Origin of the sequence: Flavobacterium tistrianum (genome assembly GCF_003254545.1) — a bacterium.
GTDB lineage: Bacteria > Bacteroidota > Bacteroidia > Flavobacteriales > Flavobacteriaceae > Flavobacterium > Flavobacterium tistrianum.
The window spans coordinates 24,915-51,900 of the sequence record NZ_QJRH01000064.1 but is presented as its reverse complement, the minus strand read 5'-3'; the positions used below and the strand labels follow the sequence as shown (position 1 = coordinate 51,900).

Below are 26,986 nucleotides of genomic sequence, written 5' to 3'. Positions count from 1 at the left end.
AGTAATTTTTTAATTTAAAATAAAATATTATGCCAACAGATGACGGAAGCGTACAAGGCGCAACATGGCCCATGCCAAAGTTTAGATTCGAAGTAGATCTTGGAACAGAATTGACAAAAGTAGCTTTTCAGGAAGTTACAGGAATGGATGTCGAAAATCAAATTATAGAATATCGCAAAAGTAACAGTCCTCTTTTTTCAGTAGAAAAAATGCCTGGTATTACCAAATACGGAAACGTAACCATGAAACGTGGAATTTTTGTAAATGATAATACTTTTTGGGATTGGCATCAGCAAGTCGTAATGAATACGATTAAAAGAAGAACGGTTCTAATAAAATTATTAGATGAAAAAGGCGGTGTAACCATGCAATGGACTTTAAACAATGCTTGGCCAACCAAAATTACCAGCACCGATTTAAAATCTGACGGTAACGAGGTTGCGGTAGATACTATAGAAATTGCACACGAACAACTGATCATTAAAAATGGCGGTAAGTAATGATTATCCTGTAAGCTTCTATTTTACACTCTCTTTTGCGGGTGTAGATGCGGCTTTCAAAGAGGTATCTGGAATTTCTAAAGAACTAAGCGTAGAAGAAATTGTTTGCGGAGGCGAAAATAGATTTAAATATCGCCTCCCAACCATTTCTAATAGTCAAAACTTGGTGCTTAAAAGAGCTATGGTGCCTGTAGGATCTCAGTTGGTCAATTGGTGCGCCAACTGTATCGATCAAGGATTATCAAACCCGATACAGCCCAAAAATGTGATTTTAAAATTGCTCAATGCCTCTGGTGTAGTTTGCATGCAATGGACTTTTAACAACGCTTATCCAGTAAAATATTCCGTTTCTGACTTAAACTCTCAGGAAAGCAATATTGCAATAGAATCTATTGAACTGGCTTACACCTATTTTGACATTTCTAAGAATACCAAATTCGATAAACTTTTTACGTAAACCATTATGCCAATCGAAATAAGAGAACTCATTATCAAAACGGAAATTGTAACAACGAATGCGAAAAATTCGGCTCTGACTAAAGAAAGAGAATTATCCATTTTGAGAAAACAGCTGCTGGAAGAATGTAAAAGATTAATTGCAGAGAAAAATCAGGAGAATAGCTATAAACGTTAAAGAATACCCCAATGGCAAGTTTAGAATTAATGAAAATTACGGGATATACAGATGAAGAATTTCAAAACAAATTCTCTGGAAGTCCGTATGCATTCATGATTAATCCTGACAATATCAAAATGCAGAAAAGCATCGAATACAACGAACAGCAAGCTCCGGCAACAAGTTCGGCCTCGCAAAAGTACAAAAGCACTCCAAGCGATAAACTGAGTTTTGAAATGGTGATAGACTGTACTGGAATCGTAGATGCCAAACGTACCAATATGGCCAAAGAAATAACAGCTTTGGAAACTATTATTTATACGTACAATGGCAAAATACACCGTCCTAATTTTGTAAAAGTACAATGGGGACAGAACATTACATTCAACGGTGTACTAGATTCTATTGACATCTCTTACACTCTTTTTAAACCAGATGGAAGTCCGCTGAGAGCTAAGATATCATTATCGTTCAGCCGTTACATTTCTCCAAAAACAGTAACTAGGACTGATGCTCCAGAATCTCCAGATCTTACACACATTGTAAGCGTTTCTGAAGGAATGTCTTTACCACAGCTATGCAAGAAAGTATGGAACGATGATTCGTATTACATACAAGTTGCACAGTATAATAAACTTAACAAATTCAGAAACCTAAATGGTATCGACAAATTAATTTTTCCACCTATAAACCCTTCTAATTAATGAGTGCCTCAACCGAAATAAAAAGTGGCGGAATCGCAACATTTGTCGTGAAAGTCAATGGTTCTCCAATAGCCGATGAACTAAGCGTGCTTTCTGTTCATATAGAAAAAAAAGTAAACCGAATTGCTTCTGCAAAAATTACAATTCTAGACGGAGAACCCAACACAGGCGAATTTGATGCCAGTTCTTCTGCTACTTTTGTACCAGGCGCAACGGTTAGCATTGAAGCAGGATATGACAGTAATAATACTGTTATTTTCTCTGGTGTAATCATGAGCCAGACCATTCGCATTGATAATCTTGTCGGATCGGCTCTTGAAGTTGAATGTCGTGATAATGCCATAAAAATGATTGTAGGCCGAAAAAGCCTTACTTTTTCAAAACAAAAAGACAGTGATATTATGACGTCTCTTATAGGAAACTATTCGGGATTAAGCGCAGATGTTACTGCTACAAGCACAACTTGGCCAGAACAAGTACAATTTTATGTTACCGATTGGGATTACCTTTTGGCTCTTGCCGAAGCAAATGGACTAATCGTAACCACATTAAACGGAAAAATTTCTGTATTTCCTCCTGATAAAACTACCACTTCTGTACTTACGGTAACCTATGGTGATACGCTGCTTGAATTTAATGCCAAACTAAATGCCGTTACACAGTTAGGAAATGTAGCTGCAAATAGCTGGGATTTCAAAACTCAAGCTGTTGTCACGGGTAATGCAGCACCAAATGTTTCTGGAACTGGAAATTTAACTACAAAAAAACTTTCAGAAGTTGTCGGACTTTCTACGTATCAATTGCAGACTTCTGCCCCACTAGAAAACGCAGATTTAACCAATTGGTCGAAAGCACAGATTATTAAAAGTGAATATTCTAAAATAATGGGTGAAGCCAAATTTCAAGGCACAAATTTAGTCGATCCCGGAAAATATATGACCTTCGCCGGTCTTGGAGATCGTTTTAATGGCGATTATTTAATTGGAGGCGTTGTGCACGATTTGTCGCAAGGAAACTGGGTTTCTGAAGTTTCACTTGGACTTTCTCCATTTTGGTTTACCGAAGAACCAGATGTTATGGCACCACCCGCTTCTGGTCTAGTTCCTGGGGCAAAAGGTCTCTTTAACGCAACCGTAAAACAAATGTATGAAGATCCCGATTCTCAATATCGAGTTTTAGTCGATGTTCCGTTGTTAGACCCGAAAGGTCAAGGAATCTGGGCAAGACTTACCAATTTTTATTCAACAAGCGGAGCTGGAGCTTTCTTTATGCCCGAAGTTGGGGATGAAGTCATTTTGGGTTTTATAAATGAAGATCCGCGTTATCCTATAATTCTCGGAAGCGTTTATAGCAGTACAAGCATAAAACCTTTTGCGGGCTTAGATCCAAATCAGAAAAACTCAATAAAAGCCATTGTTTCCAAATCAGGAATCTCCGTGCAGTTTGATGATGAAAACAAAATATGGACTGTTGCTACACCCAATAAAAACACCATCATCATTAACGATCAAGACAAGAAAATTACGATTCAGGACGAAAACAACAACAGTATTGTAATGTCTAGTAGTGGTATTGATTTGACAAGCCAAAAAAACATCAACATTTCGGCGAATCAAAATGTTACCATCAAAGGAAATCAAGGCGTTAACATACAATCAAGCGGCGGAGATGTCGCTATAAAAGGCCTCAACATCAAAGAAAATGCAGATATGCAATACAGCGCTCAAGGCGGACAAATGGCTCAAGTATCTGGAGGAATGCAATTGACATTGAAAGGCGCAATGGTAATGATTAACTAATTATGAGTTATGAATTATGAGTTGCGAATAATTACAATTTAAGCTTTGTCAAAGTTTAAAACTTTGACAAAGCTACACAGCATCGATTAAACAAATAGACGATTAACCAATTAAATAAAAAACTATGCCACCAGCAGCAAGACTTACAGACTTTCATCAATGTCCTATGGTTACTCCGGGAGTGCCACCAGTTCCGCATGTAGGCGGACCCATCGTAGGACCATGTGCGCCAACTGTTTTAATAGGCGGATTACCAGCAGCCAAAGTTGGCGATACGCTGGTTTGTGTAGGACCTCCAGATTCTATTATAAAAGGATCTGCGACAGTTATGATCTGCGGTATGCCAGCCGCAAGAATGGGAGATTCAACAGCTCATGGAGGTTCAATTATGCTTGGAGCATTTAATGTAATGATCGGTGGATAATATAGCACATAACGATACTGCCTTTTTAGGTTCAGGATGGGCATTTCCGGTGTCTTTCTCTGCAGATAATTATATGCTGAATTTGTCTGCCAATGAAACCAACATTAACGAATCTATAAATGTCATTCTAAACACTCGAAAAGGTGAACGCACTCTTGAATCTGAATTTGGTTCAGGAATACAGCAGTTTATGTTTAGAAAAATTGATAGTACGCTTAAAGGCGAAATTATCGAAGCTATCAAGTTTTCCTTATTGCGTTACGAACCAAGAATATTAGTACAGGACGTAAAAGTCGCATCGACTGATATTGTAAATGGAACAATTGAAATATTGATTAGCTACATCTATTCAAAAACCAATACAAGACACAACTATGTGTTCCCATTTTATGTAAAAGAAGGAACAAACTTAGACAAGAAAAAATGATTTTAATTGATCAAAATAGCGCTATAAATTCTCTCAACGAAGCACTCGTTCCAAGCCCGCATTTAATAGACGGAAGAACTGAGCAAGACTGGCTATACTTTTTGACAGAATTCAGCAAATTGATCAATTTCTATAATGACACCAACTCCATTCATGGCAACTGGAGTCCGTTTTTGCTAAAAGATCCCGTTTTTCTGATGGCTTCAATTTCAAAAACAAACTACAAAAAACTACATACAGATTATAAAAACAGCTGTACAGAAATTCAAAGATTAGTACAAAAAGAAAACGGAGGAATTCCGCATTCAAATGCTTTAAATAATCTCTTTGACCGCATTACGGCCGTTTATAAAATTATAGAACGCTGGGCATATTACATGCTACGAAATAGCGAAATCTACGATCTTAAAACGTATATTTTACAGGAAGTAAAAACCAGACTAAGCGTAGATTTTTGGGCAATTCAGTCCTTCAGGGAATATTTATATAAATTATCTGTAGATGGTTTGTTTATAGTTCCAGCGCCACTGCAAGACTTTAATTCTTTTGATAAAAGTATCTGGTTCGCCAATAAAGACAAGACACCATTCTGGCAAGTTTTCGGATTCGAAACAGAACATCCCATTTTACAGGAAACAGGTTCAATAACGGCATTCAGTCTAGATATTCTAACAAAAATCGGCGATAAATTATTTCAGTTTTTAGAAACCATAATTCATCATGCGGGAAAAGAATTCAAGAAATTAAATCTTAAAAAAGGACATTTTCCAGACACCGTTCTTTTGCGCTCTTTTGTAAAAGTTTTAAAAGTGCAGCAAGATCGTATGAATGGCCTTTCTGAAAAACATCTTGATTTTTATTATAGAGATATTCTAAAACAGACTAAGCTCCCTGCAATCGCAGATCAGACGTTTTTGTGCGCGACGCTTACAAAGCCAACCTCAGTATTTACTTTACCAGCTGGAACTTTGTTTAATGCAGGAATTGATGCGCAAAAGAATCCTATTCTGTTTGCTTCCCAAAAAAAAGTAAACTTAAATCCTGCTACGATTACAAGCGTGCATAAGCTTTTTTATCAGGATAAGAATAACGCATCTTATAATTTACAGACTGTTGATAAACCAACCGAAATTCAATTAGATGCAGAAAATAAAGCAATCAGTTGGGAGACTTTTGGTTCAGATGATATTTCACCAAATCCTTCTTTAATCGGAATTGGTTTTGCTTCGCCAATGTTGTTATTGCGTGAAGGAGAAAGAACAGTAAACCTCACATTGGAATTTGATTCTTCCATAGATATAAAAATCCTGCAAGAAGCCAGTTATTTTTTGAGCACACAAAAAGAATGGCTAAAACTGGATTTGGCTCCTGCAGATTTTACTGCAGACGCTACAAAGCAAAATACTGCTTTTACCCTAAAGATAGTTCTTGATGCGACCGTAACCGCAATCGAACCTTTTTTAGTTAATCCTGACGGATTGAAAAGCGATTGGCCAATGATGAAGATTTTGTTTCAGAATGTTCCAAATCCGCAAGAACCTCCTAAAATTACTTCGATAACTATTGCTTTGAAAGTAACGGGTGTAAAAACCTTTCAATTATATAATGATTTTGGTGAATTAAGCATCAAGAATCCCTACACTCCTTTTGGACCAATTCCGCTGGTAAATGCCAATTTTATTATCGGAAACAATGAAATCTTGAGCAAACCGCTCGATAGTCTAATTGTAGAAATAGATTGGGATAAAAGACCAGCCAATTTTGAAATGTATTATCAGCAATATAATGAATACCTGCATCCAACTAAAACAACTCCAAAAACAGGACTTGGAAGAACACTTAGAAGCATATTATCTAAACCTGAGGAGGATGTTGTTTTTCCAAGCGAATTCACAAACGCCAGTTTTACTGCCAATTTCAATATTATGCAGGACAAATCATGGCAAGGTTTGAAAATGACCAAAATTGAAAAAAGTAACGTTGATAAAGTATTTATTCCAACTGATGAGATTCCACAGCCTGTTTGTTTATTTGACCCTTTTCTATTAGGAGTTCCAAATAATATTCTAAATGCATCTAGCAGTTACTATATATATATTAAGCCCCTTCCAATTTCAAGTGCTACAGGAACTAATGCAAAAGTATGGCAGCCTGATCCAGATATTCAAAAAGAAGCTTTAAAATTTACTGAAGAAAGTTCATCTGGATTTATAAAAATGACTTTATCAAGTCCCGAATACGGTTTTGGCTCAGAATTGTATGCAAATGTCGTGGCTAGTATTGCTTTGCAAAACGGCAATAAACTTGCCATGGCCAAAGACAAAGAAGTAACAGATTTTCTTACTGCAGCCAATGTACCTTTTGCACCAAAAATACAAACCTTTTCAGCCATTTATAATGCTAGTGTAACCTACAAGCTTGATGGCACAGCTGGCGATTATCCGCTGCAGTATTTTATTTATGCTCCATTTTCAAACTATACTGTATTTGATAGTGAAACAGCTGACCAAACTGAAACCAATACATTGAATACCCAAATCATTGGAAGTTCTGAAAGCGATGCCGCAAAAGGTTTTCCGCTTTACCCTTCTTTTAATTATAACGGCGCTTTATTTATCGAACTAGATAATCTCATTTGTGATAGTACTTTGAATCTCTATTTTGAATTGGCTAGAAATTCGACTGCGCTTACCAATCAGAATAGCATTTCGTATTACTATTTAAGCGATTCGGGATGGAAAAATATTCAGCCATTGTCTGATCAAACCAGCCAGTTTAGATGTTCTGGAATTATAGAAATTCCTATTCCAGTAGATTGCAATAATAACAATACCATAATGCCAGGAACTAAAAACTGGATTTCTATTGCGGCTATTGGCAATCTTTCTTCGTTTTCTAAAACCACTTTTATGCAAACCAACGGTTTTAGTGTACAAAGAACAGGAACTTCATTTTTGACCGATACACAAAGTCCGCAAATAGATGCCAATGTAATCACAAAACCAGAAATCAAAATTCCAGAAATAGGCACCATCATACAGCCATTTGCTTCTTTTGGAGGAAAAGCTGCCGAAGACAAAACCGATAGAAACAAAAGAGTAAGCAATAGCATTAAAACCAAAAACAGAGCCAGCACCTTTACCGATTATTATACGCTGATAGCAGAAAAATTTGATACTGTATATTATTCAAAAGTAGTTACTAAAAAAAGCGATAACAGTACCAATGTTTATTTGGTCAAAAAAATAGCATCAGATAACGATTCAAATGCTTTTATTCCTTTGGTAACAAATGCACTTGAGATCCAGGTAAAGCAATATTTAAGCGCCATTTCATCGCCATTTGTAAACCTGAACATTTCCAATTTTAATCTGGAATATGTTTGCATCAATATCTCAATTATAGTCGATCCCAACTATCAAAAGACGTTGGTAAACAAAAATGTAAATCTAGCTTTAAAGAAATATTTATCGCCGTGGATTTCCAATTGCCCTTCTGAAATAGAAATTGACAAACCGCTTGTTGATGCCAAAGTGAGCACATTTATTCAAACTATTGAAGGAGTTCTTACTGTTGAGAATGTTTCCTTTTCAAGCTATTACATCAATCCCGTTACAGGAGTGCAAACCGCTTTAAAAAGCGAAAAAAAAACTTTACTGCCATACGGACAGGCAACGCTTTTGGTTTCTGCTCCCAATCATAATATCTCAAATCTGACATGATGGATACCAATAATCAAATAACACAAACACAGCTTCCGCCGCATCAGGATTTTAATTTCCTGAAAGACGAAGCTATTGATTATATCCAAAATCATATTGGTACCGAATGGACCAACTTTAATCCGAGTGATCCTGGAATGACCATTCTAGATCAGGTTTGTTATGCGCTCACAGAATTAGGCTATTGCATAGATTTTTCTATTCCCGATATTTTGACCGATTCTACAGGGAAAATGGAAATAGAAAATCAGTTTTATCTTCCGTATAAAATCCTGACCACTTCGCCGTATACTCTTGATGATTACAAAAAGTATATTATCGATGGCATCGATGAGGTTTATAATGCTGTAATAACAACTTACAATGGCAATCTTCCGCCTTTTAGCAGAGTATATCAAGTATTTCTTTATATAAATTCGGATATTACCGATAGCATTCAGCGTGATACTATTTGTAAATCGGTATTTTATTACCTTAATCAAAGCCGAAATATTGGCGAACTTTTTAATATGCCAATTGCTCTGCAGCCGCAAAACTGCTTGATTGGCGGAAAAATTGAAATTGAAAAAGACGCAGACGAACAAGCCATTTTATTAGAACTGCAAGACAAAATTCGAGCATATATTTTTCCGAAAATAGCTCAAGTAAATTATGACGCTCTAAAAGAAGATGGATATAATGCTGCCGAAATATATGACGGCCCGTATCTTAAAAATGGCTGGATTTTAAACGAATCTTTATCGGATAAAAAAGATACTCTCAAAACTATTGATTTAATTCCTGTAATTGAGACTGTGGCTGGTATTATTTCAGTTTCAGGGCTTCAGCTTTATCAGAACAACAATCATGTTCAAGCGTTGCAATCAACTGTCAGTCAAATAATAGCGATAGACATTTTAGCTTCTTATAGAGAGAAAAAACTATTGCTAATCAGTAACGGAAAAGAAGTGCAAACTGATGCTTTAAGTCCGTTGCAAATTAATTTGTCCAAATATCAAGAAACCGCGATAAGTTTAAACAACAAGCCGGCTATAAAATTACCAAAAAGCAGTTTTAGAGACATAAACAGTTATTATTCTATCCAAAATACATTTCCGCAACAATATGGCATTGGCGATGATAAAATTGAAGATGATTCTGCTCCTATCCAAGTCGCACAATCACGTCAGCTAAAAGGTTATTTAACCTTATTTGATCAAGTTCTGGCCAATCAGTTTTCGCAATTGGCAAATGTTTCCAATCTATTTTCTTTTACCAATTCGGTATGTGGTTCGCCTTCAGATAAAGATGCTTTTTATGCGCTAAAAGACAAGTACGAGAAAAAACATTTAGAATATCCTGTTCCGTACAAAATGTTTTCTCCAAGCTATTTTTATCAGTCGCTGTACAATGTTCCTCACATCAAACCTTTATTAAAAAACAATAATGTCTTTGAATACACTTATGGCGACGAAACTAAAAAGGAATTAAAAGAAAAAAGCTGGCTAGAATATCAGCAAGATCCTTACAATGCTTACATCTTTGGAATGATGAAAATCATGGAAGAAGAAGATGTCAATTTCGAACGAAGAAATTCAATACTGGATCATCTGCTTGCGAGACATGGCGAATCTCCTAAAATTATTGATGCTGTAATTGATGGAACAATTTATACTGGAAATAAGAAAAAAGATCAGATCATTTTAAAGAGTTTATATCTTCAAAACCTTGATTTATTAACGTACAACAGAATTAAAGCCTGCAATTTTCTGACGGCTTCAAAAATAACTCTGACTCATAATCTCAATATTAAAAATGATCACTACGATCACATAAATGAAAACACCTCTGATTTTATTTTTAAATCAGAACAACTTAATAAAAAGGAAAAATTAAGCAAAACCGATTTCAGCAATTTTTCGGGTTTTGAGTTAAAACTGAATTTGCTTTTCGGGTTAAAAAATATATACAACAACTTTATTACGGCTCAATTTGACGCTTCACAAAATTCTATCGAAGACCAATTGAACGCCAATAAAACTATACAAAAAGTATACTGGTTTAAAGAAAAAAGAAAAGGAAGCATTTTTATTGAAACCTCGATTCTTTTAAGTCAGTTAAAATATAATGTTGAAATTATTAAACAAAGTGATAGTTCAAGTTATACAATTCAAAATATTGATTTTAAATCAATAACAAACATAAATTACATTTTAAACACTTCGAACCAAACTGATTTGGATGCTCAATTTCATAACGGTTATTTGGAGTTTGCTTCGGAGAAATATCTTTTGATTTCTGGCACTTCTCAAACTGTAACAACTCCAGATTATACAAAAAGTAAATTATCCGATTATGCATTTCGTATTACGGTTTCTTCTGGAAACGGACTCATTACAATCAATGACGAACTTTTTAAGAAAAATGCAATTTTAGCATTTCCTGATTTTATTCCTGAACTACAAACTCCTGAATTCAAAAAACGCTTAAAACTGTTTCTTTCAATATGCCTTCCAACAAACATAAAATGCGAATGCCTATTTGTGAGTGTTCAAGAACTAGAAACTATTATACCTAATTACAGTAATTGGCATGACAGTTTGCGTTTTAAAAACACTCAGGATTTACTCAATAAACAGGAAAATAACATAGAAACCACAAATCCTGAGATTTCTTCAGTGAATTTGATCAATAGTTTAACCTCAATTTTAGGAACGAAAAATGGAAGAAATAAATAGCCATATTGTATCGAGTCTAAAGTGGGACACAACTTTTGACCAAAAGAAAGAAAGCTACAGACTTCAGGAACGTTTGAGTGCCTGGAGTAAAATCTCATTGCCTAGAGAAGTTGCGACTATTTTTAATGAATTGTGTCCGCAGGAACAAAGCTGGCGAATTGAATCACTGGAACTTGATCTTGGTGCTTGCGATTATGGCGATCTCGAATTTGACTTAAGCCGAAAAATACGCAATTTATTGCGAGAGAAAATTGCCGAATTAATTCTGTATCAAAACAGCCAGAAGCAAAATGGAATCGCAGTTTATAATAAAGAAAAATCGATTCTGGAAAACCTTATGGTCTTTCTCTTAGAAGGTTATCTGCCATGGAATTACCAAAACAAAGAAGGTTCTGTAAACCAAATTATGGCAGAACTACTTCAGAATAATCTCGCTGAGGTTATTGCAATCATCAAGGAAACTGGAATGACGCATGAAGAAGTTAGAAAACGAATTGCTTGGCAGTTTGATGAAAAAAATATAACCAAAATAATTGCGGCGCTTGAACCTAATAATAGCAGTTCTATTATTGAGTTTAGCTCGATTATGGTGAACATTCAGGTCAAAGAAACTATTATCCAGACCAGCACAATAAGTTTCAAAAAGAATCTGTGGTTCTTTATTCTTAACTTTTTACTGTTAGAACGAGGCACTCTGTTTAATAAACTCGCTTTCATGAAAAGCAGTATTCTGCAAATGGCAAATCATTACAATATTGCTTACGCAGAACTTATTGTTTTGATCGAAAATACGATTGTAAAACTCTCTGATAAAACTTCTCAGAACAACAATTTTATTGCTTGCCTAAAAATACTAACTCAAGAATATGAAACACAAAAAAATGAAAATCATTTACCTGATTTTAATATAAATTATTGGAGTTTACTTGAACAATTACTTAAAGATAAAAATAGTAGAAAACTTAAGGCAGACAAAGACAATCTGAACGAGTTGATTGTCGCATTAAGTACTGAAAACAAAACAAAATTTAATGCACTCATTCAACCTATTTTTAAAGACAAAAACCTACTTGCTTCTTTGCTTCAGGATTTAAACGAAGCTTCTATAAAAGTACTTTTTTCAAGATTAGACACTACTCCATCGCTCCTTCAAATGGAATCTGTAATTTATTTGAATAAGCTGAGCCAGACTTTTAAACTCAAAACAAACAGTAAGGTTTTGTGGGAAATTGGAATGCTTTTTCTAATCAAAAATAAAAATGCTGACAATCGTACTTTTCTGCTTTTCTGTATTAAGGAATTAGGCAGAAAAAACAATCTGAGCCACGAGCATTTATTGGCTTTATTTACCAATGCTAAAGTTCCTGCGGCGGTAAAAAACAATAATTCGGCAACCATTTATACCAATCTCAATGCGATTTACTGCAAGGAAATAAATCGTAACAATTCTAATTATCCAGCCGTTCATTTTAAGAATCTCGTTGCAAAACTAGAACTGGAACTGCAAAAAAACAGCGCCAAAAGTGCCTTTTTCATCGATTTACAAAGATCATTGACGAGAACCATTTTACTGCATCCTAAAATGGCTTTTGAAGTAATGCTTTCATACGGAAATAAAGAAGTTTTAAAGAAAATACTTCCGCTTATTCTTAACCGAGAAATGCTGCAGTTATTGGTAAAAACTGCCAATTATAAAAAGACAAAATTGGTACAGACGATTCAGGTTGTTTATGAAATCCTGAATGAAAAGGACAAATATGATTTTCCTGAAGAATTAATGACGGATAATTTATTGTTTCTCGGAATGCAGGAAATACTGTTTCATCCAGAACATAACTCGTCTTTGTTTCTGGAAACCATTATTGTGCAGTTATCGAAAAAAGTAACCGATACAAGACGCAACGACTATTTTCAATTTATCGCAAAACTGATTCAGTCCAAACGAATCAAATCTTTTGGAGTGGCAATCAAAAAGACATTTTTAAACCAATTAAAAAATACAACTTCAATTGATACCGTTGCGCTTGCATTGTTAATTCAAAACACATCACAGCGAGATCAGCAGGAATTGGCGCAATTGCTAACTGTAAATTTTAATGATTCGGGATTTGTCATGTTGCGAAAACAAGACAGAAAAGAAAGTGAAAATCTATTGCCGTATTTCTTAACAAATGCCGTTGCTCTGAAAAAGAACTGGATTCAGAAAACATCTGCTGTCATTATTAATAGCGTAAAATCGGTTTCAAAAACTAAAATTACTTGGGAATTAAACGAACTTTTCTGGAACACGATTTTAAAATATTCGGCTTATAAAGGCAATGAAATCTTATTTGAAAAACTGCTTCAGAAAGAATTGAAATTGTATTTGAAAAAGACTGTTGCAAAGGAGAAAATACAGTCTGAAAACGAAGCAAAATCTTTTGAATCTGCAAACTCTGTCACAGAATTAGAACATTTTTTTGAAAACGAAATGATTTCTGATTATGTCGTTTCTAATACAATTTCAGAATCCATCAATTCAGATTTACTTTTTCAAATTCAACAATTATCAGAAAAAGAAAAATATAAATGGATTTCTGCCATAATTATCGAACGTCAGATTCCATCTGTTTTCAGCATTTCTAAAACTTTAGAAATCAAAGAGATTCTAAATATTATTATGATAAAAGAGCCTCAGATTTTCTTTAGAATCATGAAAAAAGAATTTATTCCAGAAGCCCAAATGGATTGGATTTGCCGTACTGTCAGCTTTCATAATTTGTGCAATGCCGCAAGCCAATTGGATAAAAACAGAGAATCGTATTTGAGAATTCTGGAAAAATTCAATCATGTTTTGGGATCTATAACTATCAAAGGTTTGGCTTCTAAAGAAATGCAGCATCTTTTGCTTCGAAAACTTTTAAAAGCTGTTGTCAATGACAATTGGAGACTCATTGCCATTGATAAAATCTGGAATGAATTGATCTGGGAAGTGGTGACTAAAAAAGGAATTTCTAAGAAGAACTTTTTAGCAGACATGGAAAAATATATCTACCAATTCCCGCCCGCTTTACAGCTTGGTTTCAAAGAAATTCTTCGAACGGAAAAACAAACTTCGCCAATCTTAAAACAAACCGAAATACTATCGAAAATGGAATCAATTAAAATTAAAGAAAAACCAAAAACTAACCTCAAACAAGGCGTAGCGGTTAGAAACGCAGGAATTGTGCTCTTGAACGATTATATCGCAATGCTATTTGACCGATTGAATCTGACCTCAGAAAATAAATTTATAAGCAACGAACATCAGGTTAGAGCTGTGCAGTATTTGCAATATGTAATTACGGGAATGCAGGAAACCGAAGAGATTTATCTGCCGTTGAATAAAGTTTTGTGCGGTCTGCCATTGACAGACACAGTACCCGATTTTGTAGAAATATCTGACCAGGAAAAACAATTAATTAATGGTTTAATACAAGCAGCAATTTCGCATTGGCCAGAAATTGGAGATTGCTCCATAGACGGTTTTCGAGGAAACTGGCTTGTTCGCGACGGAATTCTGGTAGAACTGGAAGACAAATGGGAACTCACAGTAGAGAAAAGGGCTTATGATATATTGATTAATAAATCTCCTTTTGCCTTTTCTATTATGAAATACCATTGGATGGATAAGCCTTTGCATGTCATTTGGCCTTATTAAAACAGCTTTTTAAGAATCATTCACGCTTATGTTAGTCAGCGCACATTTTTGTCATTTCGAGGAACGAGAAATCACACTAGTTGATCGATAAAGATTGTCGATTACGAAAACGGATTTTCTTGTGTGATTTCTCCCTTCGGTCGAAATGACAAAATCAGATTCCGATTGTGAATGATGAATTAAAAACAAAACCATTGAATACGATCTTGAAATATAAATTAATCAACTAAAAAAACTATTATGAACAGTTACAATGAAAATCTGCATTCTAGTGTATTGTCATCATTAGAAAGTCAGGAGATGACCAAAAAACAATTGAGTTCACAATTGAGCACTTCAATGTTTACTCTTTATTATGCCGAAGGGGCTGAAATTGTTGCGCAGGAAAAACTAGATGCAACAACCAAAATGTACAAAGAACAGCAACATATAAACAATGTAGTTGTTAAGAATAAGAACATGGCAGACAACTTATTATTATCTGCAAATCAGCAGAAAACGTATGTAACACAAGCCGTTACCAATATGGCGGTTTGTGCATCTAACATTCAGATTGCATCAAATTCTATTGTGCGTTTGGCAAGTGATATCGGAAGTATTTACAGCATTATTAATGCTGCAGATTATGGAACTCAAATTTATCAGCAGGCTCTTGAAGCTTACAATCTGATTAACAAGACGGCTTATATTGCTGAGCAGACTTCGCAATTTGCCATGGAAGCTACAGCTTCGATTTCTGAAGTTTCAACCTCAACAGTTGCTGACGGAGCTAAGTTAACGAATACTTCTGTCAACAATTTATTGCAGGTAACAACTTCTGACTTAACAGCCACTACTGCAATATTAACAACAGATAATGATACAAAAGCCAAAGCAAGTATTGCCACAAGAGCTGCAGAAGGTGCCATAAAATGTAGTGAAGTAGAATATGATGCTTCTAAAAAAGCATATAACTACAACAATGCATTATTTAACCAAAGCTTGGTTGTAGAAGTGCCAAAACAGTTTGATCCCACAGCAGGTACTTTTAACGTTTTTTTTGATGCTTACAGAAGTCCTTTTTCACCAGAAGACAGAGATCCTGCGACACAAAACAAAGGATTGGCAAATCCTGTTTTAAGTTATAATATTATTATGGTAAAAGATAGCAAGAAATCATTTTTTAGTGCTTCTAATGCCGAATTATTAGTAGGCAATCCAGCTCAATGCAAAAGTATTCCGGCTTCTCAGAATCCAGATGCCAAAGGAAAATATAAATCACCTATAGCCTACAAAGAACTTAGAGATTCTGACAATGATCCTCTAGTACTTGGCGAAAATTATGTTGCATTTCTTTTAATCATCTTTACAGAAAATTACAAAAAAGAAATCAATACGTTTGATGAATATCTGTCTGCTCCTTCCGAGACGTTTGCTTTAACTTACACTTTAAAAACCGCTAAGAACATTGCAAATTCTAGAGAGCACGCTTCTGAAGACCTGTCTAAAATCACTTTTGTCGTAGACAAAGAAGATGTTTTAAAATCGAATGAAATTGATTACAGATGTTTCTTCTTGCCTTATCCTGATGATATTGCAACAAATGAAGATTTGGAAACTCTAGAGTACAAAATTGAAACAATGGAGTTAGAAGAAGAAATTAAAGCTGTCGATGCAGAAATTAAATCTCTTAACGAAGAAATAGAAACCTTAAACAATTCTGCCAGTCAAGCTGACGGAGCTAAAAAAGATAAAGAAACGGATCAGGACAAACAAAAGAATCTTAGCTTGAAAAGTGCTTTGGCAGATGCTAAAGAAAAACTGCGCATTGCAAAAAGCCAATTAACAGATTTGAATGCTAAACTGAAAGATGTTAAAGAGAAATTTCCAAAACCAATTAAAAACAGCAATGCTTTCTACTTCAATTTAAATTTAGCAGAAAACATTCCGGCTGGCAATTTTACCAGTGCTAAACATCACAAAGCAACTTCTGGTCAAGAATTTATTGTACATATTGATACCACAACAACAGATAATTTTGGAAATCCGTTAATTGAGGATAAAAATTACATTCCTGTTGTGTTGTCTTATTATAAAGGCAGTGAAAATTCTAAAACGAAATACACCAACAGTCTTTCTGATTGGCAAAACACTACGCCGATACCTTATTCTACAAAAGAAAATTTGAAATCATCACCAACCATTTAACACCTCAACCATATGGAAACTATATTATCACCAAGTCCTAATTTGCAGAAATACGGAATTACAGAAAAGAAAAAAGCTGAACTAGATTTAATTAAAAATCAAGTAATTGATGCAACTGCAATTGTACAGCAGCAGCAAACCATTGTAAACTCGCTGAATGAAAAAGCAACGAGATATCAAGGCTATTTATTGGTTTCAGAAAGCAATCGTTCTCATGCTTTAAGCAATAAAAACTTAATAGATCAAGTTGTTCAAAATGCATACGATTTGGCACTTAATTCAGAAAATGCCTTTTCAAAAATGGCTACTGCAACTCAGGATTCAAAAAGAGTGAGCATTTGGATTAGCGATCTGATTAGCAAATTAATTTATTCTGTAGAAATAATTAATAAACTGTCTAATCTTGTTATTCGCAAAAAAGCGCTTAATCCGTTAATTTCTGATGATTTAATTACCAGAATCAACACTGCAGGCACAGACGCTAACAATGCCGTTGCTCTTACGCTTGTTGCGTTAAAATCTACTTTGGCGGCAGAAGCTTCTGTTCTTGAATCTGAAGAAGCAATCACTCTAGAGACTAAACAGGCTGCTAAATTGTATTTTACTTTAACAAACAGCAAATCTTTAGATGCAACTTTACCTGCACCGTCTCCTTCTGATTCTTCGATTAGAGGATTAATATACAATGCGTATAAAAATGCTCAGATTGCTTATGAAAAGGCGAATACTGCGAATGACGAAACTGGAAGACAATTGACTATTGCTACAAGTAATTTAAGCAAAGCTCAAATCAAACTTCAATCGCTTCAAGCTAGTTTAGCTGCGGCAACTGCTGCGGCTTATGCTTCTTAAAATAAATTAAAATGTCCACTGTTTCAATCCTGCATTCAGTGGACTTTAATCCTAATTTTTTAAGGTTATGGATCATACTAACAAGAATTTTTACAGACAGTTTTATCTAAAAACAGGAGGATTTCTCCCTACAAAACCGCTGAATAAAAGTCTTTTTCCTGGTGATTATTTCCAAATTAAAAATGGCGAAATCATTCTTTTAGGGAACATTTATCGCAATGGTATTATATCTCATCATGATGCTGAAATAAGCGAAGTAATTGCATTAAATGACGCCAATTGGAATTTTAGCGATGGCATTTCAAAGCCTTATTCTGGACGATCGCTTGCGCATGGTTCTATAGAAGGCGATTTTGAGTTTAGCAAGCAGATACTAGCCTTTGCCCATAAAGGAAGTTTCATTTTTAAAGCCGAAGAACCAGAATCTGTAAAGATTAATAATTGGAACGAAATCCAACAGCAGTTAATTATAAAACTAACGCAGACCTTATACTCTTTCAGAGAATTGTATGTAGTAACAGAAAGCGCTACAGCCAAAAATACTACTCTAGCTACAGCAGGCGAAGCTAATGCAGAATTGGAATTGGCGTGCGAAGCAGAAAATTTTGGTCTGACAGATATTTTTGGGCATTCTAAAACCAAAACCATCCAGTCAAAAGATATTGAATATTACCACAGGGAAACCAAAAGAAAACCCGCTTATTTTAAGGCTAAAAAATTAGTCGTTCAGGACGAAAAACTATCCTATTTCATTAGTGATTTTATTTCAAGAGAAAACAATGTAAGCGCTTGGACAGATTCTTTTTTTGATTCAAATTTTCATAATGATGTTGATTACAACACTCAGATGATTATGCAAAATGCACAAGGTTTTTATCTGGATATGCTGCAATGCAATGAGTTAAATCCTAATACGGCTTTGTTATACTTTAAATGGGCTGACGCTAATTTGGACGATGTAGAAAAACTATTCGGAGCTTATGGAAACTAATTCCAATATTATCGTTTTGTATAATGAAATGGACTGGCTGCAGAAGGTAATCGATCAGGTTATTTGCAGTTATCTTCTTCAAGAAGGTCACGAAAACCGATGGCAGGATATTCCATTTCCTGAAGCTGATGACGATACTGAAGACAGTGTTTATTACAAAAAAATAACCGAATGGAATCTAAATCTCTACGAGCGGCTTTGTCTTGCTTTGATTCTAGCGCCTCAGATTAAACCAGAAGTTCTTGATATTTTCTTTAGCAAAAATGCCATGTACGATCGCGGTTTTACTGAATTTGGCGGTGTTGTCAATAAAAATCACAGCGGTTTTCTTCCAACTGGTCAAACACTCTCTTTTTTGATAACAGCTGTTAATCCTGAACTGCGAATTGAATTGCTCCATATTCTGAACACATCTAATATTCTTGCCAAAGAACAGGTTTTGGTTTTGGAAAGTACCGAATCTAATGTTCCTATTCTGAATCAGGTTCTTTCGATTAACGAGCGTTGGCTAAACTTTTTCATAACGGGCATTTTGCCAAAGCTTGAGCATAGTGTTTCGTTTCCAGCTCAGCAAATTTCGACCAATTTAAATTGGGACGATTTGGTTCTCGAAGAACATGTTATGAATCAGGTCATGGAAATCAATGCTTGGCTGAATCATGGAGAAACCCTTATGAAAGAATGGGGTCTTGAAAATAAAATAAAACCCGGATATCGAACACTTTTTTATGGTCCACCAGGAACAGGAAAAACACTTACAGCAACTTTACTCGGAAAAAGCACAAACAGAGAAGTTTATCGAGTAGATCTTTCTATGATTGTTTCTAAGTATATTGGTGAAACCGAAAAAAATCTATCCAAAATATTTGATGTCGCACAACACAAAGATTGGATTTTATTTTTTGATGAAGCCGATGCTCTTTTCGGAAAGAGAACTAATGCTTCGTCTTCAAACGATCGCCACGCCAATCAGCAAACGGGATATTTATTGCAAAGAATTGAAGATTTCCCTGGTGTCGTTATTCTGGCATCTAACTTAAAAGAAAATATGGATGATGCTTTCTCTAGAAGGTTTCAATCGATGATTCATTTTACAATGCCAACCGCCGAAGAAAGAATGCTATTGTGGGAAAAAGCCTTTTCAGGAAAATGCCAGCTTGATCCCAACATTGATATTGAAAATATTGCCGAAAACTATGAATTGGCTGGCGGAGCAATTATCAACATTCTGAGATTTTGCGCTTTGGCTGCCATTCAAAAAAATGAAACTATAGTGAGTCAGCAGGATTTATTGGAAGGCATTAGGCGTGAATTTAAAAAAGAGAACAAAACTCTTATGGTTACTCAAATGAATTGACGCATTATGAAAAAGAACGAAAACATAAAAAAAGTTGCCGTTGCTGCGCCTCAATTGCATCGCCTTAAAATGACTCTTAAAATTGGGAACTGGAAAAAATACTTCGATTCCAATTATATAAACACCATAATCGCAATGGCTTTGAATGATTTTGACGACAAGATTTTCTTTTATATAAACGGATATCTTATTACGAGCCAAAATCTTTATTTGATCGTACAAACTACAGAAAAAAGTATAGATGAAATGGTGAGTAAAATTGAGGCTAAGATTATTCATTTATTAAAAACCAATCCACAAAAACTAAAAGAAAATCGTGGTGAAATTTCTTTTATTGCAGATGATGAAAGTCTTTTTTATGCCGCACGAAAACCTCTATTTAAAATATATCCTTTAGAAAATGATCATTTGATAAAACTCATTACAGGAAAAAAGGTAAAACTCCCCTATTTCGATCAAAACCTTGAAAATTTAAAAACTATGATTCATAATCATCCTTTTTGTTCGGCTATAAATTATCTAGGAGGAATTGGTCCTGTAAAAATCACACCTTTTAAAGATCAAAAAGACGAGGAAGAATAAGCAGTTATATAATTCAAAACAGAAGAAAATGACGCAACAACACAAAAAAATATCCGAAAACATATCCTCTATTGCTGCGGCGAATGCTACTCACTGTAATAACACGGCTCAATTAAAAGACAATCGGGAATATTCTATCGTACAGAAAAAACTTCAAGAGAATACATTATCAGATAATTCGGTTACACAGTTAAATGGAAAAAAGAATCAAAAGAAAAGAAAAAGACAAGACTCAGAAAGTGACGACGATGGCAGCGGTGATTATGTTCCGCCGCAAGCTAAAAAACAAAAAAGATTTCATATACCAAATGACACAAGAGACCATGTTATTGAACAGACTGCCCATCAACGTACCAATGTAAATAGCAATTTTGATGCAATTTATACTTGTCCTGGCTGTAGACGCCCACTCGCCTTTACAAAAAAAGGAAGCAATAAGCTGGAGCTAACCAAATTTGCTTATACGAGTAAGGGAGGAAATAAACACGAGCAGCGTGCTTTAACATTAGATCACTATCCTACTTGGGCGCAACGTGAACGTGATTTAAAATCCAAAGGTGCAACTGATGCAGAAATAAAAGAAGATCACAATGATCCAGATCGTCTAAGGGCTTTTTGCAAAGTATGCAATGAAAGTCATAAATATGAGAAAAAGAAAAAAGTCGACTATGAAAGTGAAGATGACGAATCTGGATACCACACACCAGATGACGAACCTGAAAACAAAGATTTTTATAAAGATTTTCGTTACGATCCTGATCCAGGCACTGGTGGCGCAGGTATAACAGCTTAGAAAATGATACGACAATACAAAAAAATATTAGAAGATAAAACGCTTGAAACTGCTTCAAACAATAGCAGCAGTGCCAATGCTATACAGTTAAGAAATAATCGGGAATATTCTGTTGTACAGCAAAAACTTGCTAAAAATTCAACAGCAATCAACTCTTCATTTACTACTATTCAAAGAAAAACAAACAACACTGGTCTGCCCGATAATCTAAAATCAGGAATAGAAAATCTTTCCGGTTATTCTATGGATGACGTAAAAGTTCATTATAACTCAGACAAGCCTGCACAACTTAATGCTCATGCCTACGCTAAAGGATCAAATATTCATTTGGCCTCTGGGCAAGAAAAACATTTGCCTCACGAAGCATGGCATGTAGTACAACAAAAACAAGGACGAGTAAAACCTACTTTGCAAATGAAAGGCAAAGTAAATATAAATGATGATATTGGTTTGGAAAAGGAAGCTGATGTTATGGGGGCTAAAGCTTTGCAAACTAAAACAAAGGAGAATAGCTTAAGATCTCAAAATAAAAACTATTCTGTAGATCAAAAGTCTCCCCGTAACAATTCCAACAAACCCAATCAATTAAAATCTCTTATCATACAAAAAGCTAAAAAGTTAAAGAAAAAGGCTAAGCTAAATGCTAAGAAAGCTTCCCCCCCTAAGGTTGCTTTAAAAAAACAAACAATGACTGTAAGAAATAAAATAGACGATTATACCTCTGGATGGATAAATAGTATATCTCTGCCGACTGGTGTTGAAAAAGGACCAAGAGCGGAAGCGCAAAAGGTAAAGAAATTTCTTGGAGGGAGCTGGGTTGGAGGACACATGGTTAATGATCAATTGGGGGGCTCTGGAAATTTCAAAAATATTGTTCCCATTACTTCTTCAATGAATGGTCGACATAAAACCATTGAGAATAGAGCAAACAATCTACTAAGTGCGAATAATGGCACTCAAATTAAATACAAAATGAAAATTCTTAAAAGAGTAACTGTAAAAAAACAATTAAAAACAGTTAAAAATCTTCCAACAGAATTTAAACAAACCCTTCATGTTCAACCTATAGGTTCTCCTCAGTATACAATAGAAGGAGCTAAACTGAAAGAAACTAATCTATGAAATTATAATACAACCTTTAAACTCCATAACTAAACCTAGCAGAGTACTAATTAACCAAATTTAAAGAAAATATGAATACTTACATTAACAAAACATCTGATAATAGAAGCCAATCTGTAGCAAATGCTGTAGCACAGAAAAAAAATAATGGCAAGAATTCCGCAATTGTGGATAACCGTCCAAAATCTGTTTTGCAAAGAAAAATAGGAAATGGAATATCTAATAATAATGTGATACAACTAGCAGACCATCCTAAAAAAGCTTCAGGTACAGGGATGGATAGAAAAGACCCAGGTCATGGACAAGTAAAAAGTAAACAGCATGCAGCCGCTCGAGCAAGACTAGACGGAAAAAGAGAAGCAAAAAGGGCTGAACTAAGAAAGCATTTACAACAAAAAAGAGCAGCAGCGGCAGCGGCCGCAAAAACTAGCTAATAAGAAATTTGATATTTTTTTAAGTGTTAACACTAGTTTTTCTTAGACTCCTAAGTAGTAAGCAACTTCATTTTCAAAAAAAACTAGAATAAACCTAAAAAAAAATGAAAACTTATACATACAAAACACAATAAAACAAAAAGCCAATTCACAGATTTAATAATGGGTTCCCAATATTCTAATAAAATATGATATGGAAAATAGTTATGAAAAAGCCAAAACGTCATTTGTTGCGAGCAGTCTGAATGAAAAACCCATTCAGAATAAAGCAATGGCTTTACAGGACAATCGCCCTGCCTCTATCTTACAAAGAAAAGCAAATAACACTGGCCTACCCGACAATTTGAAATCTGGAATAGAAAATCTTTCTGGTCATTCTATGGATGACGTAAAAGTTCATTATAACTCTGATAAACCTGCACAACTCAATGCGCATGCTTATGCACAAGGTTCGGATATTCACATAGCATCAGGACAGGAAAAACATCTACCTCACGAAGCTTGGCACGTTGTACAACAAAAACAAGGCAGAGTAAAACCTACTTTGCAAATGAAGGGAAAAGTGAATGTGAATGATGATAAAGGTTTGGAGAATGAAGCAGATATTATGGGGCAAAAAGCTTTGCTAACACAAAATTCTCATAATGTTATTCAACAAATGAACTCGCAAAATAATAATTCATTAACTGGAACATCTAACACAAATAAAATTATTCAACGCAAAATTGGTCCTGATGGAGACGGAAAGCTTGTAACTGCTCCCGCATTTAAAATATATATGGCAAAAAAAAACGAAGATGGAACTTATGATATGTATGACGAAAGCGGAAGATTTTTTAAACAAGCTAGAATATCAGCTGATGATGAAAGATACAATATTTATAATCCTGAAGAAGTTGAAGATTCTGAAGACAACGAAAAATCTTTTAGTTCAGATGAATATTCTAGTTCAGGTGAATCTTCTAGCTCTAACTCATCCACTAATTCTGACTCATCTTCCAGTTCTGATAATGATTCCTCAGGTTCAGACGATGATTCTTCTGTTTTTGATGATGAACAAAATGACGATCATAATATAGTTATGCATGATCTTGATAGTGATGAACATAAAAGATTAATAAGAATCTTAAAACAAGGAATATTTAATGCCATTGGCGAAGGCTTAAACCCACGTTATATCAGAAGTGATAAAAATAAACTGATTCAGCTCATTGGTGACAAATTTGGTTCTAAAGAAAATAAACTCGGTCTTCTACCCGATCTTTTTAAAGGAATTAATGCGGAAATTCTGGATGAAGTAATTTCAGAAATCGTCAAAGAAATTTCCGTAGGCATGCAGGAAGAAGACAGCGGACCCAAAAAAATAAAAAGTATTGATGAATACATTACCATTCAAAGAGAAATATCAGGATCAATCAAAGAGCTTTTTCAAAGTCCCACAGGAAATATCGAATTAATACACGATGGAAATTATCCTCCCCTTATCATTCATTTTCCAATATTAAGAAAATTTATAATTGACCATCAGGAAAGACAGAGCTTAAAAGGAAAAAAAATTAGAGCAGGTCAGGCTAAAGGAATGACAAAACTTCTTTCAGCCAGATTAATGAGCCTATACAATCAAAACAGAGGCGGAAATTTACCGCGTCTAGTTGAAAAAAGCAGCTTTGGATTTCAAATCGCAACCTTGGCAGATCTCGGACCTAATTTAAGCATCAGACTCAGCCCTGGAATTAATAAAAACATCTCAATAATTATTGCAAAAGCATTGAGTATAATAGATAGCGAATTACAACAATTGATTCAAGACGAATCTGAATTTGAATTTAAAGATAAAGTAGCTAAAACGGACCAGCTTTATAAATATTGGAAGACTGGAAAAAAAACAAAAGAAGTTAGCCCATCTACTTTGATGAAAAGTTATAATAAAAAGAAAACACTTCTTAAACATCTTGTTTTTACCCAGATAGAAACTGGATCAAAAGGTTTAAGCATGATTGGACAGGTTCTAGAACGCAATCATGATAACATAATGTTCTTTGCCGAGCAAGATGCTACCTTGGGGCAAATGGCAAGGAAAATTTTTAAACAGAGTAAAAAATTAAAACTTCATGCAAACATCAATACCAACATTCATGGTAAAATTACAGGCATATCTAGTCCAAATTTAGACCCTGACTATGACAAGCGTGTACAAGAAAGAGATGAAATTGGTGATGAGCTACTAGAAGAAAGAATTGCAATTTTTCAGCACATACTGAGCACTCTAAAAGACGACGTTGATTTTGATGATGATCCCGTTAGTAGTAGTGATTATGAAGATGAGATAGCAGACAATCAAAAGCCAATAAATATAAAAACCGGCAAAGTTGTAGTTCCTTCTGGAATGGCAGCATTATCACAATTATTAACTGAAGACGATCGTGTTTCTCTAAAAGCAGAAAGAACAAAACTAAAAAGGCAGCATAAAAATAAGAAAGCAAACAGAAAATCTTTATCTGATCAGGATTTGGAAAAAATAGCGGCCAAAATAAAAGAACTTGAGGAAGAAATTGCTCAAAGAGGTAAACCAAATAAATCTGTAATGAAAGCAATGATTCCTGGAGACAGTTCGGTTTATTATGAAGATCACGATGTAATAGATATAATGCATGGTTCTGGAATTAAAGGCTATAAACCAAAAGACATTATAATGTTGGACATTAATCCAAATATTACGCAGTCTTCTACAATCAAAATTAGTTTCAATAGCGAACTGGCTAAATTAACTAAGAGCAAAAAAAGCGTATGGGTAGTCGATTTAACATCCTCTACCTCCAAAGAGCAGGAACAAGTATATCTTAAATGGAAAAGTACCAAAGCTTCAACTTTATTAGTTACTAGAGTATCAGGAATAAAACAACAGGAAGGCGGACAAAACATGAATCCGCATGGTTTGATACATTGGGCGCATAAAACTGATCAAAAAGATGGCCATGAAGTAGTTCAAGGATTTTTTGCTGATCTTCAGAAAAAATTTCCAAGAAGTAGTATTTCTAATGAAATAAGGAGATTTTTCAAAAAAGAAATGAAATCTTACTCTTGGCAAAGATTAGATATTAAAAAAGGAAAAACAGCCTCTACAATATCAGATTCTTCAGATAGCGATGATGATGGCTATTCTTCTGGAGATGAAAGAAAAGATTCTAAAAAAAGAAAAAATAGAGATATTAAAAAAGACTCTAAAGAAAAAAGAACGGGATCTGAAAAAAGAGACAATAGACCTGAAGGTCGACAAGATGAAATGGAGACACCAGATCTGTGGTATTATGACCCTATTGGCGATGTTGCTATAAATCCTGAAGCAATTCCGTTATTCAAAGAAGCCTATTCTCAAGATGTGGCTACAAGCAGTGCCTATTTAACCGAAGGGGAAGGACACACCTTAGCCACTCAACTCGGAATTGGTCTTACCATACTAGAAGGTCAAGTTGATCCTGAAGAATATCACATTATTCAAAATTCTGGAAGTGGTGATTGTTTAATTCACACATTAGATACTGCCCGTTCTATTTTAAGTGGTCAACTGAGTCAAGATATAGACCATCATGATTCTACCAGAACGAAAGTGCTAAGGGGACTTATTGCTCAAAATATAGATGATACGTCTCTCGAAACTCTGATCTCTGCAGCAGTTTTTGGAAACGAGCCTGGACTTGGGCCAAGAATGCGTAGCTTAATCAATATAGCCCGACGAACAGAAAAAAAATTTCCACCAAAAAAAGTAAAAGCAAAAAAAAGTAGTGCTAGCAGTAGCGCTCAGGGCAACATTGCACCCGTTGTCCAGCTGCCTCAATTAGGCACTGTAGCCCCAAGCACCGAAATATTTGCGAATCATGTAGGCATACATTGGCAATTAGTAGTCAAAAAAAAGATAACACCCGAAATGAAAAACAATTTAAAAATAGCCATACAAAAAGAGCTTGGAAATAGTCATGTTATTGATGAACATCTTTTTAATTATTCATTAAAAAAATCAAGTTCGCTTAGTGACGCACTGTTTTTATATACTGATATATTAGAATCAATGCAATAATGAAT

19 protein-coding genes are annotated in these 26,986 nt (G+C 34.8%); all 19 read left to right on the top strand.

Annotation, left to right across the window (positions count from 1 at the left end):
* Positions 1-29 precede the first annotated feature (29 nt).
* The gene (locus DMB71_RS06365; protein WP_111364636.1) at positions 30-500 is read left to right on the top strand and encodes a phage tail protein; all 471 of its coding nucleotides are present in this window, start codon (positions 30-32) and stop codon (positions 498-500) included.
* The gene (locus DMB71_RS06360; protein ID WP_111364634.1) at positions 487-957 is read left to right on the top strand and encodes a phage tail protein; all 471 of its coding nucleotides are present in this window, start codon (positions 487-489) and stop codon (positions 955-957) included. Before DMB71_RS06365 ends, DMB71_RS06360 begins: the two co-directional genes overlap by 14 nt.
* Before the next feature lie 6 nt (positions 958-963).
* Positions 964-1,134: a DUF5908 family protein gene (locus DMB71_RS21945; RefSeq protein ID WP_157957661.1), complete on the top strand. Its 171-nt coding sequence runs from the start codon at positions 964-966 to the stop codon at positions 1,132-1,134.
* Between the two features lie 11 nt (positions 1,135-1,145).
* Positions 1,146-1,820: a CIS tube protein gene (locus tag DMB71_RS06355; RefSeq protein ID WP_111364632.1), complete on the top strand. Its 675-nt coding sequence runs from the start codon at positions 1,146-1,148 to the stop codon at positions 1,818-1,820.
* Positions 1,820-3,619 (top strand): type VI secretion system tip protein VgrG, encoded by a 1,800-nt coding sequence (gene vgrG, locus DMB71_RS06350; RefSeq protein WP_111364630.1) that lies wholly within the window; start codon positions 1,820-1,822, stop codon positions 3,617-3,619. Before DMB71_RS06355 ends, vgrG begins: the two co-directional genes overlap by 1 nt.
* 124 nt (positions 3,620-3,743) lie before the next feature.
* Positions 3,744-4,043, top strand: a complete 300-nt coding sequence (locus DMB71_RS06345; protein WP_111364627.1) for a PAAR domain-containing protein — start codon at positions 3,744-3,746, stop codon at positions 4,041-4,043.
* Positions 4,036-4,470, top strand: a complete 435-nt coding sequence (locus DMB71_RS06340) for a GPW/gp25 family protein (protein ID WP_111364625.1) — start codon at positions 4,036-4,038, stop codon at positions 4,468-4,470. The genes DMB71_RS06345 and DMB71_RS06340 overlap by 8 nt, the downstream gene beginning before the upstream one ends.
* Positions 4,467-8,192: a hypothetical protein gene (locus DMB71_RS06335; protein ID WP_111364623.1), complete on the top strand. Its 3,726-nt coding sequence runs from the start codon at positions 4,467-4,469 to the stop codon at positions 8,190-8,192. The genes DMB71_RS06340 and DMB71_RS06335 overlap by 4 nt, the downstream gene beginning before the upstream one ends.
* Positions 8,189-10,909, top strand: a complete 2,721-nt coding sequence (locus tag DMB71_RS06330) for a hypothetical protein (protein ID WP_162614788.1) — start codon at positions 8,189-8,191, stop codon at positions 10,907-10,909. The genes DMB71_RS06335 and DMB71_RS06330 overlap by 4 nt, the downstream gene beginning before the upstream one ends.
* The gene (locus tag DMB71_RS06325; RefSeq protein ID WP_111364621.1) at positions 10,893-14,588 is read left to right on the top strand and encodes a contractile injection system tape measure protein; all 3,696 of its coding nucleotides are present in this window, start codon (positions 10,893-10,895) and stop codon (positions 14,586-14,588) included. Before DMB71_RS06330 ends, DMB71_RS06325 begins: the two co-directional genes overlap by 17 nt.
* A gap of 240 nt (positions 14,589-14,828) precedes the next feature.
* Positions 14,829-16,775, top strand: coding sequence for a hypothetical protein (locus DMB71_RS06320; RefSeq protein WP_162614787.1), 1,947 nt, complete (start codon positions 14,829-14,831; stop codon positions 16,773-16,775).
* Between the two features lie 12 nt (positions 16,776-16,787).
* Positions 16,788-17,627 carry a hypothetical protein gene (locus DMB71_RS06315; protein WP_111364618.1) on the top strand — a complete coding sequence of 280 codons (840 nt, stop codon included), beginning with the start codon at positions 16,788-16,790 and terminating at the stop codon, positions 17,625-17,627.
* Positions 17,628-17,694: 67 nt separating this feature from the next.
* Entirely contained in the window at positions 17,695-18,618 is a 924-nt protein-coding gene (locus tag DMB71_RS06310; protein WP_111364616.1) for a hypothetical protein, read from the top strand.
* On the top strand, positions 18,608-19,975 hold the full coding sequence (locus DMB71_RS06305) for an ATP-binding protein (RefSeq protein WP_111364615.1): 1,368 nt from the start codon (positions 18,608-18,610) through the stop codon (positions 19,973-19,975). Before DMB71_RS06310 ends, DMB71_RS06305 begins: the two co-directional genes overlap by 11 nt.
* 6 nt (positions 19,976-19,981) lie before the next feature.
* Positions 19,982-20,557: a hypothetical protein gene (locus DMB71_RS06300; protein ID WP_111364613.1), complete on the top strand. Its 576-nt coding sequence runs from the start codon at positions 19,982-19,984 to the stop codon at positions 20,555-20,557.
* A gap of 28 nt (positions 20,558-20,585) precedes the next feature.
* Positions 20,586-21,350 carry a GH-E family nuclease gene (locus tag DMB71_RS06295; RefSeq protein ID WP_111364611.1) on the top strand — a complete coding sequence of 255 codons (765 nt, stop codon included), beginning with the start codon at positions 20,586-20,588 and terminating at the stop codon, positions 21,348-21,350.
* Between the two features lie 3 nt (positions 21,351-21,353).
* On the top strand, positions 21,354-22,472 hold the full coding sequence (locus DMB71_RS06290) for a DNA/RNA non-specific endonuclease (protein ID WP_111364609.1): 1,119 nt from the start codon (positions 21,354-21,356) through the stop codon (positions 22,470-22,472).
* A 71-nt stretch (positions 22,473-22,543) separates the two neighbouring features.
* A complete protein-coding gene (locus DMB71_RS06285; RefSeq protein ID WP_111364607.1) occupies positions 22,544-22,906 on the top strand; it encodes a hypothetical protein in 363 nt (120 codons plus the stop codon).
* Between the two features lie 193 nt (positions 22,907-23,099).
* Positions 23,100-26,981 (top strand): eCIS core domain-containing protein, encoded by a 3,882-nt coding sequence (locus DMB71_RS06280; protein ID WP_111364605.1) that lies wholly within the window; start codon positions 23,100-23,102, stop codon positions 26,979-26,981.
* Positions 26,982-26,986 lie beyond the last annotated feature (5 nt).

What these genes read in the sequence shown, in the direction of transcription:
- DMB71_RS06295 (WP_111364611.1), top strand. Translation starts at nt 20,586, where the DNA reads ATGACGCAACAACACAAAAAAATATCCGAAAACATATCCTCTATTGCT.
- DMB71_RS06355 (WP_111364632.1), top strand. Translation starts at nt 1,146, where the DNA reads ATGGCAAGTTTAGAATTAATGAAAATTACGGGATATACAGATGAAGAA.
- DMB71_RS06365 (WP_111364636.1), top strand. Translation starts at nt 30, where the DNA reads ATGCCAACAGATGACGGAAGCGTACAAGGCGCAACATGGCCCATGCCA.
- DMB71_RS06285 (WP_111364607.1), top strand. Translation starts at nt 22,544, where the DNA reads ATGAATACTTACATTAACAAAACATCTGATAATAGAAGCCAATCTGTA.
- DMB71_RS06360 (WP_111364634.1), top strand. Translation starts at nt 487, where the DNA reads ATGGCGGTAAGTAATGATTATCCTGTAAGCTTCTATTTTACACTCTCT.
- DMB71_RS06345 (WP_111364627.1), top strand. Translation starts at nt 3,744, where the DNA reads ATGCCACCAGCAGCAAGACTTACAGACTTTCATCAATGTCCTATGGTT.
- DMB71_RS06335 (WP_111364623.1), top strand. Translation starts at nt 4,467, where the DNA reads ATGATTTTAATTGATCAAAATAGCGCTATAAATTCTCTCAACGAAGCA.
- DMB71_RS21945 (WP_157957661.1), top strand. Translation starts at nt 964, where the DNA reads ATGCCAATCGAAATAAGAGAACTCATTATCAAAACGGAAATTGTAACA.
- DMB71_RS06310 (WP_111364616.1), top strand. Translation starts at nt 17,695, where the DNA reads ATGGATCATACTAACAAGAATTTTTACAGACAGTTTTATCTAAAAACA.
- DMB71_RS06300 (WP_111364613.1), top strand. Translation starts at nt 19,982, where the DNA reads ATGAAAAAGAACGAAAACATAAAAAAAGTTGCCGTTGCTGCGCCTCAA.
- DMB71_RS06315 (WP_111364618.1), top strand. Translation starts at nt 16,788, where the DNA reads ATGGAAACTATATTATCACCAAGTCCTAATTTGCAGAAATACGGAATT.
- DMB71_RS06325 (WP_111364621.1), top strand. Translation starts at nt 10,893, where the DNA reads ATGGAAGAAATAAATAGCCATATTGTATCGAGTCTAAAGTGGGACACA.
- DMB71_RS06305 (WP_111364615.1), top strand. Translation starts at nt 18,608, where the DNA reads ATGGAAACTAATTCCAATATTATCGTTTTGTATAATGAAATGGACTGG.
- DMB71_RS06320 (WP_162614787.1), top strand. Translation starts at nt 14,829, where the DNA reads ATGAACAGTTACAATGAAAATCTGCATTCTAGTGTATTGTCATCATTA.
- DMB71_RS06280 (WP_111364605.1), top strand. Translation starts at nt 23,100, where the DNA reads ATGGAAAATAGTTATGAAAAAGCCAAAACGTCATTTGTTGCGAGCAGT.
- DMB71_RS06330 (WP_162614788.1), top strand. Translation starts at nt 8,189, where the DNA reads ATGATGGATACCAATAATCAAATAACACAAACACAGCTTCCGCCGCAT.
- vgrG (WP_111364630.1), top strand. Translation starts at nt 1,820, where the DNA reads ATGAGTGCCTCAACCGAAATAAAAAGTGGCGGAATCGCAACATTTGTC.
- DMB71_RS06290 (WP_111364609.1), top strand. Translation starts at nt 21,354, where the DNA reads ATGATACGACAATACAAAAAAATATTAGAAGATAAAACGCTTGAAACT.